This is a genomic window from Streptomyces sp. 1-11 (assembly GCF_007176755.1).
GTDB lineage: Bacteria > Actinomycetota > Actinomycetes > Streptomycetales > Streptomycetaceae > Streptomyces.
The window spans coordinates 530,148-547,544 of record NZ_BJTV01000003.1 but is presented as its reverse complement, the minus strand read 5'-3'; the positions used below and the strand labels follow the sequence as shown (position 1 = coordinate 547,544).

Annotated in this window: 17 protein-coding genes and 2 tRNA genes; 7 read left to right on the top strand and 12 right to left on the bottom strand. The window is 73.1% G+C overall.

Annotated elements, in window-relative coordinates; genetic code table 11:
• Positions 1–33 precede the first annotated feature (33 nt).
• The gene (locus TNCT1_RS09560) at positions 34–231 is read right to left on the bottom strand and encodes a hypothetical protein (RefSeq protein ID WP_174266210.1); all 198 of its coding nucleotides are present in this window, start codon (positions 229–231) and stop codon (positions 34–36) included.
• A gap of 205 nt (positions 232–436) precedes the next feature.
• On the opposite strand from TNCT1_RS09560, the gene TNCT1_RS09555 reads away from it, so the two are divergent.
• From TNCT1_RS09555 to TNCT1_RS09545, 3 genes are all read left to right on the top strand, one after another.
• Complete coding sequence (locus TNCT1_RS09555) at positions 437–931, top strand: MarR family winged helix-turn-helix transcriptional regulator (protein WP_143630394.1); 495 nt, start codon at positions 437–439, stop codon at positions 929–931.
• A gap of 13 nt (positions 932–944) precedes the next feature.
• A complete protein-coding gene (locus TNCT1_RS09550; RefSeq protein ID WP_143630393.1) occupies positions 945–3,470 on the top strand; it encodes an MFS transporter in 2,526 nt (841 codons plus the stop codon).
• A 103-nt stretch (positions 3,471–3,573) separates the two neighbouring features.
• Positions 3,574–4,395: a YceI family protein gene (locus TNCT1_RS09545; protein ID WP_143630392.1), complete on the top strand. Its 822-nt coding sequence runs from the start codon at positions 3,574–3,576 to the stop codon at positions 4,393–4,395.
• Positions 4,396–4,498: 103 nt separating this feature from the next.
• On the opposite strand, the gene TNCT1_RS09540 is transcribed toward TNCT1_RS09545, so the two are convergent.
• Positions 4,499–5,197 (bottom strand): ANTAR domain-containing protein, encoded by a 699-nt coding sequence (locus TNCT1_RS09540; RefSeq protein ID WP_143630391.1) that lies wholly within the window; start codon positions 5,195–5,197, stop codon positions 4,499–4,501.
• A gap of 204 nt (positions 5,198–5,401) precedes the next feature.
• Here TNCT1_RS09540 and TNCT1_RS09535 point away from each other — a divergent pair, with 204 nt between their 5' ends.
• Positions 5,402–5,872 carry a PPOX class F420-dependent oxidoreductase gene (locus TNCT1_RS09535; RefSeq protein ID WP_143630390.1) on the top strand — a complete coding sequence of 157 codons (471 nt, stop codon included), beginning with the start codon at positions 5,402–5,404 and terminating at the stop codon, positions 5,870–5,872.
• A 109-nt stretch (positions 5,873–5,981) separates the two neighbouring features.
• Here TNCT1_RS09535 and TNCT1_RS09530 read toward each other — a convergent pair whose 3' ends face one another.
• From TNCT1_RS09530 to TNCT1_RS09500, 7 genes are all read right to left on the bottom strand, one after another.
• A complete protein-coding gene (locus TNCT1_RS09530; protein ID WP_174266209.1) occupies positions 5,982–6,740 on the bottom strand; it encodes a TetR/AcrR family transcriptional regulator in 759 nt (252 codons plus the stop codon).
• A 255-nt stretch (positions 6,741–6,995) separates the two neighbouring features.
• Positions 6,996–9,194, bottom strand: coding sequence for a glycosyltransferase family 39 protein (locus tag TNCT1_RS09525; protein WP_143630389.1), 2,199 nt, complete (start codon positions 9,192–9,194; stop codon positions 6,996–6,998).
• Positions 9,191–10,729 carry a bifunctional glycosyltransferase family 2/GtrA family protein gene (locus TNCT1_RS09520; protein WP_143630388.1) on the bottom strand — a complete coding sequence of 513 codons (1,539 nt, stop codon included), beginning with the start codon at positions 10,727–10,729 and terminating at the stop codon, positions 9,191–9,193. Before TNCT1_RS09520 ends, TNCT1_RS09525 begins: the two co-directional genes overlap by 4 nt.
• A 14-nt stretch (positions 10,730–10,743) precedes the next feature.
• Positions 10,744–12,387: a cell wall metabolism sensor histidine kinase WalK gene (locus TNCT1_RS09515; RefSeq protein ID WP_143630387.1), complete on the bottom strand. Its 1,644-nt coding sequence runs from the start codon at positions 12,385–12,387 to the stop codon at positions 10,744–10,746.
• Positions 12,387–13,124 carry a response regulator transcription factor gene (locus TNCT1_RS09510; protein WP_174266208.1) on the bottom strand — a complete coding sequence of 246 codons (738 nt, stop codon included), beginning with the start codon at positions 13,122–13,124 and terminating at the stop codon, positions 12,387–12,389. The genes TNCT1_RS09515 and TNCT1_RS09510 overlap by 1 nt, the downstream gene beginning before the upstream one ends.
• A gap of 118 nt (positions 13,125–13,242) precedes the next feature.
• Entirely contained in the window at positions 13,243–14,121 is an 879-nt protein-coding gene (locus tag TNCT1_RS09505) for a DUF2797 domain-containing protein (protein WP_143630385.1), read from the bottom strand.
• 72 nt (positions 14,122–14,193) lie between these two features.
• The gene (locus TNCT1_RS09500; RefSeq protein ID WP_143630384.1) at positions 14,194–14,559 is read right to left on the bottom strand and encodes an HGxxPAAW family protein; all 366 of its coding nucleotides are present in this window, start codon (positions 14,557–14,559) and stop codon (positions 14,194–14,196) included.
• 89 nt (positions 14,560–14,648) lie between these two features.
• Between TNCT1_RS09500 and TNCT1_RS09495 the strand changes: the two genes are divergently transcribed.
• Complete coding sequence (locus tag TNCT1_RS09495) at positions 14,649–15,140, top strand: MarR family winged helix-turn-helix transcriptional regulator (protein ID WP_143630382.1); 492 nt, start codon at positions 14,649–14,651, stop codon at positions 15,138–15,140.
• Between the two features lie 167 nt (positions 15,141–15,307).
• Positions 15,308–15,586 carry an SHOCT domain-containing protein gene (locus TNCT1_RS09490; protein ID WP_143630380.1) on the top strand — a complete coding sequence of 93 codons (279 nt, stop codon included), beginning with the start codon at positions 15,308–15,310 and terminating at the stop codon, positions 15,584–15,586.
• 218 nt (positions 15,587–15,804) lie between these two features.
• On the opposite strand, the gene TNCT1_RS35510 is transcribed toward TNCT1_RS09490, so the two are convergent.
• The 3 genes from TNCT1_RS35510 to TNCT1_RS09475 form a co-directional block, all read right to left on the bottom strand.
• Entirely contained in the window at positions 15,805–15,975 is a 171-nt protein-coding gene (locus TNCT1_RS35510) for a hypothetical protein (RefSeq protein ID WP_160160383.1), read from the bottom strand.
• A gap of 125 nt (positions 15,976–16,100) precedes the next feature.
• A tRNA-Arg gene (locus TNCT1_RS09480) sits at positions 16,101–16,173 on the bottom strand.
• Positions 16,174–16,369: 196 nt separating this feature from the next.
• A tRNA-Ser gene (locus TNCT1_RS09475) sits at positions 16,370–16,460 on the bottom strand.
• Positions 16,461–16,867: 407 nt separating this feature from the next.
• Here TNCT1_RS09475 and TNCT1_RS36205 point away from each other — a divergent pair.
• Positions 16,868–17,260, top strand: a complete 393-nt coding sequence (locus TNCT1_RS36205) for an SSI family serine proteinase inhibitor (RefSeq protein WP_235902445.1) — start codon at positions 16,868–16,870, stop codon at positions 17,258–17,260.
• Positions 17,261–17,397 lie beyond the last annotated feature (137 nt).

Below are 17,397 nucleotides of genomic sequence, written 5' to 3'. Positions count from 1 at the left end.
CGGCGGCCCCCGTGCGTCCGGACGGTGGGTGTCCTACTTGAGCGCGAGCCAGGCGACGGCGGCGACGACGGCCACGGCCACCACGATGCCGATGATCAGCCCGACCCGGGGCCCGGAGGAGGCCGGCTGCTGCTGCTGCCGGCCCTGCGGGCCCTCGTCGACGAACGCGCGGAACATCTGGGTGCTGCCTGCGGGGTCGTAATTGCCCTGGGGGCCCTGGGTGTTAGCCATGGCCCGAGACACTAGCGAATCCGGTGGTGCGACCCAAGTGCGGGTCCACCGGGACAGACGGGATGCGGGCGGCCACTCCGACCAGCGCATTTACGATCGCAATACTTGCCTTTGCCAAGTTTTTGCGCCGCCAGGCCCCTGGTTGTTTGCCTGCAGCAACCAACCGGCTCTATGGTTGCCCTAAGCAACGAATACGGGAGGTGTGATGGCCGAGCGGGCGCAGTACGAAGAGCTGGTACGTCAGTTCAGCGCCTTCGGAGCCGTGAAACGGGACCTCGGTCGGATACTGCCGTCCGAGTGCCCGGCCGGCTCGGCCGCCGTGCTGACCCTGCTCGGCCGCCACGGCGACATGCGCATGAGCAAGCTCGCCGAGCTGCTCTCCGTGGACATGTCGGTCACCAGCCGGCATGTGGCGCACGTCGCGGCGCGCGGCTGGATCGAACGGCACCCGGACCCCGCGGACAAGCGTTCGCGCATCCTGCGCCTGTCGCCCGCCGGTCTGGAGCAGGTCGACGAGCTGTCCCGGCGGACCTCGAACCTGCTGGCCGAGCGGCTGGCCGACTGGACCGACGAGGAGGTCGGCCAGCTCATCGCGCTGATGGCGCGCCTGCGGGCGTCCTTCGGCGACTGCCGCTCGACCCCGGTCCGGATCCCCGCACCCGTAGTCGAAGAGACCACCCGTACACCCGCAAGCACGTAAGTAAAGGAAGCCCATGGCAACGACCACACCAGCCGGTGTGCGGGCTCACGCCAAGCACGGGGGAGGCACAGGTCACGCCCCGATGACCCATCGGCAGATCATGGAGGCCCTGTCCGGGCTCCTGCTCGGCATGTTCGTGGCGATCCTGTCGTCCACGATCGTCTCCAACGCCCTGCCTGAGATCATCGGCGACCTCGGCGGCGGTCAGTCGGCCTACACCTGGGTGGTCACGGCCGCCCTGCTGTCGATGACCGCGGCCACTCCCCTGTGGGGCAAGCTCGCCGACCTGTACAGCAAGAAGGCGCTCGTCCAGATAGCCCTGGTCATCTACGTCGTCGCCTCGATGGCGGCCGGCCTGTCGCAGAACCCCGGCATGCTGATCGTCTGCCGCGTGGTGCAGGGCATCGGCGTCGGCGGTCTGTCGGCCCTGGCCCAGATCGTCATGGCGGCCATGATCTCCCCGCGTGAGCGGGGCCGTTACTCCGGTTACCTCGGCGCCACCTTCGCCGTCGCCACCGTCGGCGGCCCGCTGCTCGGCGGTGTCATCACCGACACCTCCTGGCTGGGCTGGCGCTGGTGCTTCTACGTCGGCGTCCCGTTCGCCGTCATCGCGCTGATCGTCCTGCAGAAGACCCTGCACCTGCCCGTGGTCAAGCGCGAGGTCAAGGTCGACTGGGGCGGCGCGTCCCTCATCTCGGCGGCCGTCTCCCTGCTGCTCATCTGGGTCACCTTCGCCGGTGACAAGTACGACTGGGTGTCCTGGCAGACCTATGTGATGGTCGGCGGTTCGGTCGTGCTCGGCGCGCTCTTCGTCCTCGTCGAGGCGAAGGCCAGCGAGCCGATCATCCCGATGCGCCTGTTCCGCAACCGCACCATCACGCTGGCGTCGCTCGCCTCGCTGTTCGTCGGTGTCGCGATGTTCACCGGCACCGTGTTCTTCAGCCAGTACTTCCAGCTCGCCCGTGACAAGTCCCCGACGATGTCCGGTGTGCTGACCATCCCGATGATCGGCGGCCTGTTCATCTCCTCGACCGTGTCGGGTCAGTTCATCACCCGCACCGGCCGCTGGAAGGCCTGGCTGGTCAGCGGTGGCCTGCTGGTGACGGCCGGGCTGGCCCTGCTGGGCGGCATCCGGTACGACACCGACTACTGGAAGATGGCCATCTTCATGGCCCTGCTGGGTCTCGGCATCGGCATGATGATGCAGAACCTGGTCCTCGCCACGCAGAACCAGGTGGCGCCCTCGGACCTCGGTTCGGCCAGCTCGACGGTCACCTTCTTCCGTTCCCTCGGCGGTGCGGTCGGCGTCTCCGCGCTCGGCGCGGTGATGTCCCACCGGATCACCCACTACGTCACGGACGGCATCGGCTCCCTGAGCCCCAAGTACCAGGCCGCCATGGCGGCTTCGGGCTCCACCGACACCATCCCGGACATGGACAAGCTGCCGCTTCCCATCCGGACGCTGCTGGAGAGCGCCTACGGCCACGGCATCGCCGATGTCTTCTACATCGCGGCCGCCCTCGCCGCCGTCGCCTTCCTGATCACGCTGTTCATCAAGGAGGTCCCGCTGAAGACCAAGGGTGCGCTGGCCCAGGCCGCGGACACCGAGTCGCCGGCCCTGGACCCGGCCGCCGCCCCGGTCGTCGCCGAGGCGCAGACGGTCCCGGTCCCGGTCGCGGTCGCCGCGACCACCGCGTCCGACTCCGAGGGCACCGCTGCGGCGGCCGCCGCGCAGCCGGTGACCGCGGTCGCCACGGTCGCGGAGCCGGGCGCCGGCAACGGCACCCCGGTGCACGGGTTCGTCCGCGGCGCCGAGAGCGCCCCGGTCCCGCAGGCCGCGGTCACGCTGATCTCGCTGTCCGGCCGCCAGCTCGGCCGCTCGGTCGCCCAGGGCGACGGCTCCTACGCGGTGGACGCGCCGGGCGCCGGCTCGTACGTCCTGATCGCCTCCGCCGACGGCTTCCAGCCGCAGGCCTCCACGGTCGTGGTGGGCGAGGAGCCGCTGTCCTACGACATCCTGCTCAGCGGCACCAGCGGGCTGACCGGTGTGGTCCGCTCGGCCGGGAGCGCGCTGCCGGTCAAGGACGCGATGGTGATCGTCACCGATGTGCGCGGCGACCTGCTGGCCACCGCCGCCACCGGTGAGCAGGGCGACTTCGCCTTCACCGACCTGGTGCCGGGCGCGGTGACCGTCGCGGTCAACGCGAGCGGCTTCCGGCCGCGCGCGCTGCCGGTCGAGGTCGCCACGACCGGGGTCACCCGGATCGAGGTCGACCTGGACGCCGGCGCCCGGCTGCAGGGTGTCGTGCGGGCCCCGCACGGTGCGCTGGCCGACGCCCGGGTGACCCTGGTCGACCAGGCGGGCAACGTGGTCGGCACGGCCACCACCGGGACCGACGGGGCGTACGCCTTCGCCGACCTGGACAGCGGCGACTACACCGTCATCGCGACGGGTTACCCGCCGGTGGCCACGGCCCTGACGGTGAACGGCACCGGAGTCGACGGACACGACATCGAACTCGCCCACCCCGGCGAGTAGTCCGATCCCCGGCCCGTGACGGCGCGCGCCTCGAGCCGAGACGCGCCCGTCACGGGCCGGTTCCATACGACCGAATTATCTGGCTTTTCAGGGAGAAAACGGGATGGGACTGTCCGCGAGGATCCGTACCCGGGACGGATGGGCCGTGTCGCACGCCGTCGTCACGATGACCGACATGACCGGTACGCAGGTGCTGCGGGCCGAGGCGGACGCCGAGGGTGCCGTACGGGACGCCACCGAGCTGACGCCGGGGGCGTACACGGTGATCGTGACCGCCGTCGGCTACGCGCCCGCCGCCTCCAGCGCCATCGTCACCGCGAGCGGGCGGGCCGAGGTCGGCACCGTCACGCTGGCCCGGCAGGGCGGCACCGAACTGCCGCCGCCCGGCCCGTGGACCATCGACCCGGTGCACTCGTCCGTCGCCGCCGTGGCGCAGCACCTGGGGATCTCCAGCGTGCACGGCCGGTTCACGGAGTTCGGCGGGACGATCGAGATCGCCCCGGACGACGTCACCAAGTCCCGCGTGGAGGCGGTGATCCGGGCCGCGTCGGTCGACACGGGCAACGGCATGCGGGACACGCACCTGCGGTCCGCGGACTTCCTCGACGTCGAGCGGCACCCGGAGATCACCTACCGCTCCACCGGCGTGGAGGTGGCCGGCCCCGACCGCTGGACCGTGCACGGCGAGCTGTCGATGCACGGCGTGATCCGGCCGGTCGACCTGGACCTGGCCTACCTCGGCACCGGCGCCGACCCGTGGGGCGGCACCCGCGCGGCCTTCCGGGCGACCACCGAACTGCACCGCGAGGACTTCGCGATGAACTACAACCAGGTCCTCCAGGCGGGCATCGCCGCCATCGGCACGACCCTCAGGGTCGAGCTGGACATCCAGGCGGTACAGGGCGAGACCCTGCCGACCGCCTGACGGAGACGCCCGACGGCCCGCCGCCACGTGTGACGTGGCGGCGGGCCGTCGTCGTTCCCGGTGACTCGGCTGCTCAGGCGCCGGTCGCTCGGTTGCCGGTCGCTCAGTTGCCGGTGGCGCCCACGATGCGCCGGGCCAGGTCCCGCAGCTTGACGTTCTCCCGCTGGGAGGCGCGGACCAGGCTCTCGAACGCCGCCGCGGCGTCGATGTCGAGGCGCTCCATGAGGACGCCGGTGGCCTGGCCGATCAGGTCCCTGGTGTGCATGGCCTCGGTGAGCTGCTCCTGGACGGTCACCGCGTTCAGGGCCAGGCTGACGTGCGCGGTGAAGAGCCGGCCGAGGCGCGCGGCGGTCTCGTCGAAGGCGCGCGGCTTGCCGGAGTAGGCGGTGAGCACGGTGAGCCGGCGCCGGTCGGCGCGCAGCCGCAGCGACAGCACCGAGCGCAGCCCCAGGTCCGCCAGCGGTTCCGTCACCTGCTCGGACTCGCCCTCGCCGTCGCCACCCTCGCCGCCGTCGCCGTCGTTGGCGGGCAGCCGCACCACCGGCGAGCTCCACAGCCGCTCCCAGTGCGGCAGCTCCGGCGTCTCGGCGTCGCACACGAGGTCATCGGTCCAGGCGACCGTACGGCGGCCCTCGGCGCGGTCGATCTCCTGGACGCCGGCGTGCTCGGCGCCGGGCAGCAGCTCGACGGCCAGCTCGACGGCGGTGCGCAGCGTGGCCTGCGGGGTGGTCGTCTCGTGCAGCCGCCGAGCGGCAAGCGTGAGCGCCTCCGCCAGCTCAAGGCCGACAGGCGCACGGGTCACGTCGAAAAAGTCAGGGGAAGCCACACGAACCTCTCGGGTGTCACAGCCTTACGGCCATGCTCAGGAGAGCTCCGCAGCACATTCCTGACTGCGAGCACACGACATCAGCACTCTAGCTGCTCCGTTGCGGTGAAGTGACGTCCGGATGATCCTGTGCCCAGCAGGGTCAGTCTCACCGGGCCCGGCTCGCCCTAGGCTGCGTCCATGGCACCGAACATCGCGACGAACACCCGTGTATCGCAGGCCGAACTGCTCGACTTCGTACGCCCCAGGCACCGCGCCGTCCTGCTCACCCGCCGGGCCGACGGCAGCCCCCAGGGCTCCCCGCTCACCTGCGGGGTGGACGACTCGGGCCGGATCGTGGCCTCCACCTACCCCGAGCGCGCCAAGACCCGCAACGCCAAGCGGGACTCCCGGGTCAGCCTCATCGTGCTCAGCGACGACTGGAACGGGCCCTGGGTCCAGATCGACGGCACGGCCGAGGTCATCGACACCCCCGACTCCGTCGAACCCCTGGTCGAGTACTACCGCAACATCGCCGGCGAGCACCCCGACTGGGACGAGTACCGCGAGGCGATGCGCAAGCAGGGGAAGTCGATCATCCGGGTGACACCGGAACGCTGGGGCCCGGTGGCGACCGGCGGGTTCCCGGCGCGGCTGGCCGAGGGCGACTAGAGCCGCCGCGGGAGCGGCCCCGGCGGCCGGAGTAAGGCCGGGCCGCGCGGGGCGGCGGCCGGCCGTACCCCCGGCGCCCCGCTCCGGGACGGCGGCCGGCGACCGGCGGTCAGCCCCTGGCGACCATCGCCTCGATGCCGGCGATCAGCAGGTCGAGGGCGAACCCGAAGTCCCGGTCCATCATCTCGCCGACCGTGTCGCCGCCCCGGGCCGCCATGAGGTCCCGGGACTCCCGGAACATCTCGGCGGTCCCGGGATCATCGGCGACCAGGCTCACCGCCCGGCGGTGGTACTCGTCGGCGGTCAGCCCGGTGTCCGCCGTCCGGGCCAGGAAGTGCGCCTCGACCGTGCCGTAGCCGTACACGAACTGGAAGACGGCCGAGATGGCGCCGGTGACGCCGTGCGCGGGCAGCCCGGCACGGCGCACGACCCGCTGGACCACGCGGGAGAAGGCCAGCGCGTTGGGTCCGATGTTGAGGTAGCGCCCGGCCAGCGGCGACAGCCAGGCGTGGCGCACCAGCAGCGACCGGTACTCGCCGGCCAGCTCCCGCAACTGCTCACGCCAGTCGGCGCCGTCGTCCTGCGGGTCCGGCAGCCGCAGTTCGCCGTAGACGGCGTCGAGGGCGAGTTCGAGCAGGTCGTCCTTGGTGTCGACGTACCAGTACAGGGACATCGCGGTGACGTTCAGCTCGGCGGCCAGCCGGCGCATGGAGAACCTCGCCATGCCCTCGGCGTCCAGCAGCCGCACGCCGGCCGCGGTGATCCGCTCCCGGTCGAGCCCCGAGGGCTGGCCGCCGCGCCCGCCGCGCCGCGTCCTCGCCTCCAGCCACACACTGTCCCGCGCCGACCCGCCGCCGCTCCTGGCCACCGACGCACCTCTCTCGAACTCCGGTCACTGCCCGGGGCGCCGGGGCCCGGTGGCGCGAGGCCCTGCCGGTACGAAGCTCCGCCGCTCGGGCGCGGCCGACCGCACACCGCCCGCAGCGGCACGCATACCCCGACCGGCGAGTTCTTAGGCGGTCCGCGCGGGAGCCCGCCCCGACCGGGTGGAACACGCACGCGCCGTTCACCGCACGGCCGGAGCCGGACGGTGAACGGCGCGTCCCGCTCGGGCCGCCGCGCCTCAGCCGCTCTTCGTCAGGTCGTAGAAGGTGGCCGAACCGACCGTCACCTTCTTGAAGTTGCCCTGGACCCACGAGCTGATCCGCGACGCCGAACCGCTGCCGCCGCCCATGCCGCCGCCCATGCCACCGCCGGCGATGAAGTAATGGATCCTCCCTTCGGACACGTACTTCTTGAACTGGGCCAGTGTCGGGGACGGGTCGGTGCCGTTGAAGCCGCCGATCGCCATCACCGGGTCGCCGGTGGCGAGCTGGTAGCTCGCGGCGTTCTGGGAGCCGATGGAGGCGGCGACCCAGGTGTACTGCCCCGCGTCCGCCTCCAGCAGCTTCTTCGCCGCCGAGCCGACCTGCGCGCCGTCCAGGAGACCGCCGCCGCCCGCGCGACCGCCCTCGCCCATGGCGCCCCCGCCCGGGAAGCCGTTCCCGTTCCCCGGCCCCTGGCCCTGGCCCTGGGCGTTGCCGTTCCCGCCCGGCATGCCCCCGCCGGGGAAGCCCTGGCCCTGACCCGGGGGGTTCGCGATCCCGTTCGGCGCGCCCTGCCCGCCCTGCCGGTTCTGCGCGCCCTGGCCCGGCATCCCGCCGCCGAAGCCACCCGGCATGCCGCCGTCGCCGCCGCCCGGGCGGCCGCCGCCGAAGCCCGTCCTGCTCGCGCCCGCCGGACCCGCCGTCGGGATGGAGCCGGTGTGTGCCGAGTTCACCGTGCTGAGGGTGTACGCGGCCGGGCCGGCCAGTGCGGCCACCAGGCCCGCCGCCGCCGCGCCGAGTGCCAGCCGCCGGGAGATCCGCCCCGCGAAGACCAGCCCGAACGCGGCCGCGAGGCCGCCGACCAGCACCAGCCACCTCAGCCACGGCAGGTAGCCGGGGGTGCGGTCGAGCAGGACGTAGCCCCAGGCGGCCGCGGCCACCACGGCGGCGGCGAGCGTGATCGAGGCCCAGGTCTCCCGGCGCCGCTCCCACAGCAGTCCGGCGCCCATGCCGGTGACGGCCGCCACGTAGGGGGCGAGGGCCACCGTGTAGTACTGGTGGAAGATGCCCGCCATGTAGCTGAAGACCACCATGGTGATCAGCAGCGAGCCGCCCCAGACCAGGAACGAGGCGCGCGTCGCCGACGTCCGCCGGGCCCCGCGCGTCGCCCACAGGCCGGCGGCCAGCAGGATCAGCGCGGCCGGGAGGAGCCAGGAGATCTGGCTGCCGGTCTCCGAGTCGAACATCCGGTCCCAGCCGGTCTGGCCCCACTGCCCGGAGCCGCCCGCGCCGCCACCGCCGCCGACGCTGCCGGTCTCGTCGCCGCTGATCCGGCCCAGCCCGTTGTAGCCGAAGGTCAGCTCGAGGAAGCTGTTGTTCTGCGAACCGCCGACGTAGGGGCGTGAGGAGGCCGGCCACAGCTCCACGATTGCCACCCACCAGCCGCCCGCCACCACGAGCGCCACGGTGGCGAGGGCCAGTTGCCCCAGCCGCTTGCGCAGCCGGACCGGACCGCAGACGGCGTAGACGACCGCCAGCGGCGGCAGGACGAGGAACGCCTGCAGGGTCTTGGCGAGGAACGCGAACCCGATCGCGACGCCCGCCCACACCAGCCACCGGGTCCGCCCGTCCTCCACCGCTCGGACGACGAAGTAGCAGGCCAGCGACATCAGCAGGGCCAGCAGCGCGTCCGGGTTATTGAACCGGAACATCAGCGCGGCGACCGGGGTGAGCGCCAGCACAGCACCCGCGATCAGACCGGCCGCGGGGCCGGACCGCCGCCGTACCCCGGCGTACACCACCGCCACCGTGCCGACGCCCATGAGCACCTGCGGGGTGAGGATCGCCCACGAGTTGAGGCCGAAGATCCGCACCGACAGCTCCATCGGCCACATGAAGGCCGAGGGCTTGTCGACGGTGATGGCGTTGCCCGCGTCCAGCGAGCCGAAGAAGAACGCCTTCCACGACCTGCTGCCCGCCTGGACGGCCGCCGAGTAGAAGGAGTTGGCGTAGCCGGAGGCGCTCAGGCCGTACAGGTAGGTGACGAGGGTGAGGGCGAGCAGGACGAGGAGGGCCGGGCGGGCCCAGCGCGGGTCCTCGGGGCGGCCGCGCCACACCCGGGACCCGAGGGGGCGGCGGGGCTCGGCCGCTCCCGCCTCCGGCGGGGGAGCCGTCGGGGGCGGGCCCCAGGCGGCGGGGGAGTCCTGCTGGGCGGGCTGGTCGTGGTGCGTGGTCATCGAGGATCCCCCGGGTCGGTGTCGTGCGGGCGCGCCGGCCGCAGCGGCGTGGTGCCGTCCCTCCAGGTGCCGTCCGCGGCCTCTCCGGCGCGGACCTGGGCGGTGGTCCGGTACGGGCCGTGGGCCGGGTGCGGCAGCGGACGGCGCGGCAGCGGGCCGTCCGGCCGGTGCGGCACGGTCGTGGCGCCGGCCGGCGGCGGCGCCGTGCCCCGGTCCGGCGCGGACGGGATGCCCGCGGACGGGATGTGTGCGGACCGGATGTGCGCGGCGGCCACGGGGCGGGCCGGGCCGTCCTCCGGCCGGTCCGGGAACACCCAGGCCCTGAAGAGCAGGAAGCGCAGCACGGTCGCCGCGAGGTTGGCGGCGATGAGCACCGCCAGCTCGGTGGAGTGCGCGGGACTGCCGCCGGCCGCGTTCAGCGCGGCCAGGGAGCCGCTGGTCAGAGCGAGTCCGATGGCGAAGACGACCAGGCCCTGCGCCTGGTGCCGGACCGCACCGCCCCGGCCGCGCACCCCGAAGGTCAGCCGGCGGTTGGCGGCCGTGTTGGCGACCGCCGAGACCAGCAGCGCGAGCGCGTTGGCGGTCTGCGGGCCGGAGAACTGCCGGAAGCCGCTGTACAGCAGCAGGTAGAACAGGGTCGACAGGCCGCCGACCACGCAGAACCCGACGAGCTGGCGGGCGAGGCCGCGGGGCACGACCTGGATCTCCCGGTCGCGCGGGTCGTCGCCGAACGGCCGGGTGAGCCGGTCCAGCGGCAGCGAGCCGGTGGCCAGTGCCCGGCCGACGCGCCACACGCCCTTGAGGTCGTCGGTCGCGGTCCGCACGATGTGCACGGTCGAGTCGGGGTCGTCGACCCAGTCGACCGGCACCTCGTGGATCCGCAGCCCCGCCCGCTCGGCGAGCACCAGCATCTCGGTGTCGAAGAACCAGCCGGTGTCCTCCACCAGCGGCAGCAGCACCCGCGCCACGTCCCGCCGGATGGCTTTGAAGCCGCACTGGGCGTCCGAGAAGCGGGCCTGCAGCGAGCCGCGCAGGATCAGGTTGTAGGCCCGGCTGACGAACTCACGCCTGGGGCCCCGCACCACCCGTGAGGCACGGGCGAGCCGGGAGCCGATCGCGAGGTCGGAGTGGCCCGAGATCAGCGGCGCCACCAGCGGCAGCAGGGCGTTGAGGTCGGTGGACAGATCGACGTCCATGTACGCCAGGACCGGCGCGTCGGACGCGGACCACACCGTCCGCAGGGCGCGGCCCCGGCCCTTCTGCTCCAGCCGGACGGCGCTGACCTCGGGCAGCTCCGCGGCCAGCCGCGCCGCCACCCGCGGGGTGCTGTCCGTGGAGGCGTTGTCCGCGACGGTGATCCGGAAGGCGTACGGGAAGGTGCGCGCGAGGTGCTCGCGCAGTCTGCGCACGCACGGCTGGAGGTCCTTCTCCTCGTTGTAGACGGGGATCACTACGTCGAGGACAGGCGTACCGGCGTTTCCGGCCGGGAGGTGCTCCCGCGCCGGCAGGGTGCCGGGAGAAGGGTCGGTTCGCATGGCACCGACTCTGCTCAGGCGCCCTGTTCCGCCCATGTGGTGGTGCTGTGCCGCACCTGTGAGTGGGAGCCGTGCGGGGCCGGCGGGTGCGGCGCCCGGTCCGCACCGGCGTCGGGCAGCGCCTCGGCGGAGCCCGGCGCGGGCAGGTGCACGGTGAACACCGTCCGCCCGGGCACGCTGTCCACGGTCACGGCGCCGCCGTGCGCGGTGGCCACGGCCTGCACGATGGCGAGTCCCAGGCCGGTGGACCCGGTGGCGCGCGAGCGGGCCGAGTCCCCGCGGGCGAACCGCTCGAAGACGTGCGGCAGCAGGCCGGCCGGGATGCCCGGCCCGTCGTCCTCGACGTCCACGCGGATCCACGGCCCGCGCCGCCGCACGCGCGCGGTGACGGTCGTCCCCGGCGGGGTGTGGTTGCGGGCGTTGCCCAGCAGGTTGACCAGCACCTGCTGCAGGCGGGCCGCGTCCGCGGCCACGGGGGCCGGCGCGTCCGGCAGGTCGAGCCGCCAGTTGTGGTCGAGGCCGGCCGCGCGGGCGTCGCTGACGGTGTCCACGACGAGCGGCACGAGATCGGTCCGCTCGAAGCGCAGCGGGCGTCCGGCGTCCAGCCGGGCGAGCAGCAGGAGGTCCTCGACGAGCAGGGTCATCCGCCCGGCCTCGGACTCGATGCGGCCGAGGGCGTGCCGGGTGTCGGGTCCGACCTGTTCGCCTCCGCGCCTGGTGAGTTCGGCGTAGCCGCGGATGGAGGCGAGCGGCGTGCGCAGCTCGTGACTGGCGTCGGCGACGAACTGCCGTACCCGGGTCTCGCTGCGCTGCCGGGCGTGCAGCGCGCCGTGCACGTGGTCGAGCATGCGGTTGAGCGCGGCGCCCACCCGGCCGACCTCGGTGTGCGGGTCGCACTCCGACTCCGGCACCCGCTCGCTCAGGTTCACCTCGCCGGTGTGCAGGCGCAGTTCGGAGACCCGGGTGGCGGTGGCGGCGACCCTGCGCAGGGGGCGGGTGGCGACGCCGACGAGCGCGTAGCCCGCGATGACGGCGGCGACGAGGCCGGCCGCGGTGACGCTGATCTCGACGAGGATCAGGGTGTCGATCGTGTTGTCGACCGATGCCGTCGGTACGGCGACGTAGTAGGCGCCGTTGGTTCCGGTCCGGTACTCGGCCCGGTACTCGCCGAGGCCGGGGAGGCCGACGGTGTGCTGTGCCCCGTCCTCCCGTGGAACGGCCTGCAGGGCGGCGGTCTGCGCCTTGGTCAGCGACTTCGGCCTCAGCTCGAAATCACTGGGGGACTGCTCGCCCCGCCGGGCGTCGGTGATCACACCGTTCTCGACCGTGGCCGCGACGGTGCCCTGCGGCTGCGGCCCCCTGGTGACGAAGTCGGTGAGGGCCGGCGGATGCGTCCTGGGCTGTTGCCCGCCCGGCGCCAGGGCGCCCCGGGGCTCCTCGCCCGGCGGCCCGAAGGAGCCGGACGCGCGGGCGGCGACCTCGTCGAGCTGGCCGTTGAGCTGGTCGTACAGGTGCGAACGCAGCGCCAGCGTGGTGACCGTGCCGATCACCGCGCAGACCACGGCGATCAGCACCACCGACGCGACGACGAGCCGGGTCCGCAGGGTGCGCGGCTGCCGCGCTCGCTCCCGCGGACGCGGCCGTCGTCGTCCGCTCATCACACGGCCGGCTTGATCAGGTAACCGGCCCCTCGCCGGGTGTGGATCATCGGCTCCCGGCCGGCGTCGATCTTCCTGCGGAGGTAGGAGATGTACAGCTCGACGACGTTGGCCTGGCCGCCGAAGTCGTAGGACCACACGCGGTCCAGGATCTGCGCCTTGCTGAGCACGCGCCGCGGATTGCGCATCAGGAAGCGCAGCAGCTCGAACTCGGTGGCGGTCAGGTGGATGTCGACCCCGCCCCGCGACACCTCGTGGCTGTCCTCGTCCAGGGTCAGGTCGCCCACGACGAGCATCGAGTCGGACCTCCGGCCGCCGGCGCCGGCGCGCCGGATCAGCCCGCGCAGCCGGGCCACGACCTCCTCCAGGCTGAACGGCTTGGTGACGTAGTCGTCGCCGCCGGCGGTGAGACCGGCGATCCGGTCCTCCACCGCGTCCTTCGCGGTCAGGAAGAGGACGGGGACGTCGGGCAGCTCGCGGCGCAGCCGCTGCAGGGCGGCCAGCCCGTCCATGTCCGGCAGCATCATGTCCAGGACGACGGCGTCGGGCCGGAACTCGCGGGCCGTCCGGACGGCGCCCTGCCCGTCGCCCGCACTCCTGATCTGCCAGCCCTCGTAACGAAGGGCCATGCTCAGCAGTTCGGTGATCGACAGTTCGTCGTCCACCACAAGCACGCGGACGGGGCTCCCGTCCGGCCTCAGCAGTTCGGTGCGCCCCTGGGGCGAGGTCGTGGTCATGGCGGACACCCTGTCGGCGCCCTCTGAGAAGACGCTTTCCCCAGTCTGTGATTTCCCTGAGAAACACACAGGCGCCTCTCAGGGAACACCTGGGAACGGCCCGCCCCGGCCGGCGCCGTCAGAACAGCCCGTCCGGCGCCCTGGTGAACTCGCGTACCGGAAAGCTCAGTTCACCGGTGTCCGACGACCGGGGCGTCACCTCCCACCCGGTCATCAGCCGGGTGTCGAGGACGACGGTCCCCCGCCGGCCGCCGACCGCGAGATGCAGGTCCGGCCCGGCGGCCGCGACCAGTTCCCCGCTCACGGCCCCGCCCGGCGCCAGCTCCACGACATCGCCGCCGGCGGCCGCCGCCGGCCCGAGGAGCCCGAACCGCTCCACGTGGTCCACCACCCGGCACGGCTCCCGGCCCAGCGACTCCGGCCACTCCGCGAGGACGCCGGCCCGCGCGTGCAACTCCTCCACCTCACGCGCCCGTTCGGCCGCCGTCACGGGCAACGCCGCCCGCACGGCCCGCTTGTCGGCGTACGGGATCCGGTCCGGCACCCGGAGCGCGGCCCGCAGCAGCTCCTCGGTCCGCCGGGCGGCCATCAGCGGACCGGAGCCCAGCCAGGTGAAACAGACGGCGCCCTGTTCGAGCAGCCGCGCCGGACCGCGCCCGACGCCGGTGATGCCGACCTTGACCATGCCGGGCCCGAACCAGGCGAGGTACACCCGGTACGGCCGCGGATCGTCGGCGAGGGTGTCGGCGGCCACCGAGTGCGCCCGGTCCAGCCGCGCGCACTCCTCGCACCGGGCCCCCGTACTCCGCCCCGGCACCCCGGCCGCCACCGGACACGGGTTCCCCCGGGCCCCCACGCACCGCCGCACGGCCCCCTCCGGCACCGCGAAGGCCACCCGCTTGCCCCAGGTCAGCCCACTGCGCCGGCCGCCGTCCCAGACCAGCACGGGACCGTCCGGCGTCCACCGCAGCCCCGAACACTTCCACACGCGTCCCATCACCAGCGAGCGTAGAGGCCACCACTGACAACGACTTCGGCGCGACCGGCGGCACCACGGTGCGCGAGCGGCTCAGTCGGCAGCGGGCAGGGTCGCCGGTTCGGCGGCCGCCCTTCCCGGCACCGCCGCCCGGCCCGCGCTCCGCCGCCCCCGGCCCGCCAGGCGGCAGCCGACGCAGCCCGGGTGGCCGTCGCGGGCCTGGGTGTCGCGGGACCGCAGGCTCCACTGCTCCCGCGGCCGCACGCCCGGCGGCTTCCCCCAGCCGGTCAGGTGCAGTGCCCAGGTCACCAGGACGCTCGCGGCGACGACGACCAGGCCGCCGGCGACTCCCGCCGCCGAGGCTGCGCAGACACCCCATCCGGCCACAGCGGATCCGGTGGTCGCGACGGCGACACCGGTCCAGCCGGCGATCGTGTGACCCTCGTCGTACAGACTCATGAGGCCGCCTCCAGGGACAGCGATGATTTTCCCTCACGGGCTAAGGCATTTACCTCCCGAATATCTCACGAGCTAAGGGAATAAGGAAGATGGACGGCACGCCCCGACCGCCCGCCGATCCGGCGCGGGCGCTGTCGGCGATGGACGACCTCATCGCCGCCCACCTGATCGGCCAGCAGGAACTGGCCCGGCGGCTGGGCCTGAACGTCACCGACCTCACCTGCTTCGGCTTCGTCCTGGAGGCCGGCGAGGAACTGCTCACGGCCGGCGACCTCGCGGCCCGGGCGCACGTGACCACCGGCGCGGTCACCGGGATCCTCAACCGCCTGGAACGCGCGGGCTACGTCACCCGCCGCCCCGACCCGGCCGACCGCCGCCGCGTCCGGGTGGCCCCCGTCCCGGCCGCGGTGACCCGGGTCGAGGCGGTGTACGCGGGCCACTACAAACGCGTCATGGAACTGTTCGCCGACTACTCCCCCGAAGAGCTGTCGGTCATCACCGACTGGTTCACCCGGGCCACGGGACTGGCCCATGAGTACCTGGAGAAGCTGAACCGCGACGACCCGCAGGAGGACTGCTGAGCGACCGCCCCGCCATGAGCCGCTCCGGCACCGGCGGGCCGGGGGCTCCGTCATCGCGGCGTTGGGCCCTCCGGCCCTACGGCCGAGCACCAATGGCCCAGGGCGCCGGGGGCCGCGCTGATCCATTCTGGTCTTGACGCGGCAATCAGCCGAGGGAAGTGATCGGCATGATGTGGTACGACGGCGGATGGGGCTGGGGCGGCTGGTTCGTCATGACGGTGTCCATGGTGCTGTTCTGGGCCGTCCTGATCGCCGGCCTGATCGCACTGGTGCGCCACCTCGCCGGTACGCGTCGTCATCAGCAGCCGGGCTCGCCCCCGCCGCCCGGCGGAGGCGGATGGCAGGGCTGGGGAGCGGAGAACGTGCTCGCCGAGCGGTTCGCGCGCGGGGAGATCGACGAAGAGGAGTACAAACGCCGGCTCGCCCTGCTCCGGGAGCACCGGTGACCCGCGTCGGCGCTGAGCGGCCTGGGCGGCGACCGCCCTCACAGCGGCGGCCCGGCGGACGGCCCCGGCCAGGCGTCCGGCACACGCGGCATCGCCTCCGGCGCGGCGGCCGCGACCCACGACAACGCGGAGCCGACGACGCTGACGCGCCGATGCTGAGGCGGTGTCAGGCGCGGTTGACGCAACGGCGCAACGCCCTTGCCTGAACCGCTCACGCGCTAGGGCACGGCGACCACGACGTACCCCATGCCGATGACGACGGCGATCACACCGACGCCCAGCAGTCCGGTCACACCCGCGATCGCTGCCCACCCGATCCGGGTCGTCCGCTCGGCCTGCTCGACCGCGTTCTCGCAGCCCCCGTCGTCGTCCCAGTCCCGATCGGTCATGCCACCCTCAAGAACAGATGCTCGTGACCACGCCCGAGGTTGGCGAGCATGGCTCACGCTCACCGGTCGCGAACACCCGGCAGAACGCCGAAGGCCCCGGATCTCTCCGGGGCCTTCGTCCTATGTGCACTCGGCAGGATTCGAACCTGCAACCTTCTGATCCGTAGTCAGATGCTCTATCCGTTAAGCTACGAGTGCTTGTTCTTTTGTTTTTGTCTTCCGCTCCCGGCCCTTCCGGCCCGCTCGCGGCGACAGGAAGAACATTACATGACTGCCGCCGTCATGTGAAATCCGATCCGCACACCCCTTGTGACCTGCGGAAACGTGCGAACGAGGGGTGAGAGGCCGACAACGCCGAAGCCCCGGTCCTGGGACCGGGGCTTCGGGATGGGCGCGGAGGCGGAGGGATTTGAACCCTCGATGGGCTTTAAGGCCCAAACCGCATTAGCAGTGCGGCGCCATAGACCGGACTAGGCGACGCCTCCAGCACAACCACTCACGCGAGCGCGCGACTGGTGCGTGCAGATGATGACACAGTCGAGCGTGCTGTCACCAATCGACCCCCACGGTACTAGGAGCGGGGGCCGCAGGGCAAAGGGCTTCGCCCGGTGTCGCGGCGCCGCAACGTCCGGGGCCCGAGCGCGTTGATCAGGGCATGGTCTCTGTCTTGTCGGTCGTCCCGCGGGGCGTCCTGGTATCGGCCCTCGCCGCGCTCTCGGTCCCGTCCCTGTCCGCCCTCACCGCCACACCGGCCACAGCGGCACCACCGGCATCGGTCGCCCCGCCGGCATCGGCAGCCCAAGCGGCGTCGGCAGCCCCGCCGGCATCGGCGGCCCAAGCAGCCCCGGCGGCATCGGCCTCCCCGATCGCGACCGCCGGCGGCGCCCGGCTCATGCCCGCCCTGCGGACCGCGGGCCTCATGCCCCCGCCGGCGCGGCCGGAGGACGAGGCCGGCGATCACCTCCGTGTCGTCGTCCGGAACGCGGGTCCCCGGCTCGACGGCACGTACGAGTTGTCCTGCCATCCCACCGCCGGTGATCACCCGGACGCGGCGGGAGCCTGCCGGGCGCTCGACGCGAACACGCAGTGGGGACGGGACACCTTCGCCCCGGTCGCCCCCGACAGCGTCTGCACCATGCTCTACGGCGGACCGGCCACCGCCCGGGTCACCGGCACCTGGGCCGGGCGCCCGGTCGACGCCGCGTACGACCGGGGCAACGGATGCGAGATCGCGCGGTGGGACCGGATGGTGCCGCTGCTGCCCGGCCTCGGCCCGACCGCGTAGGCGATCGCCGGTCCAGCCGCGCCGGCAGCCCGCGGTCCGAGCGCGCAGGCGGTCCCCGGCGCGGCCGGCCACCGCTCTCGTAAAGGTCCCGCGAAGGTCTCGCGGAGCCCGGACGACGACGGTGGAACGGTCCGGGA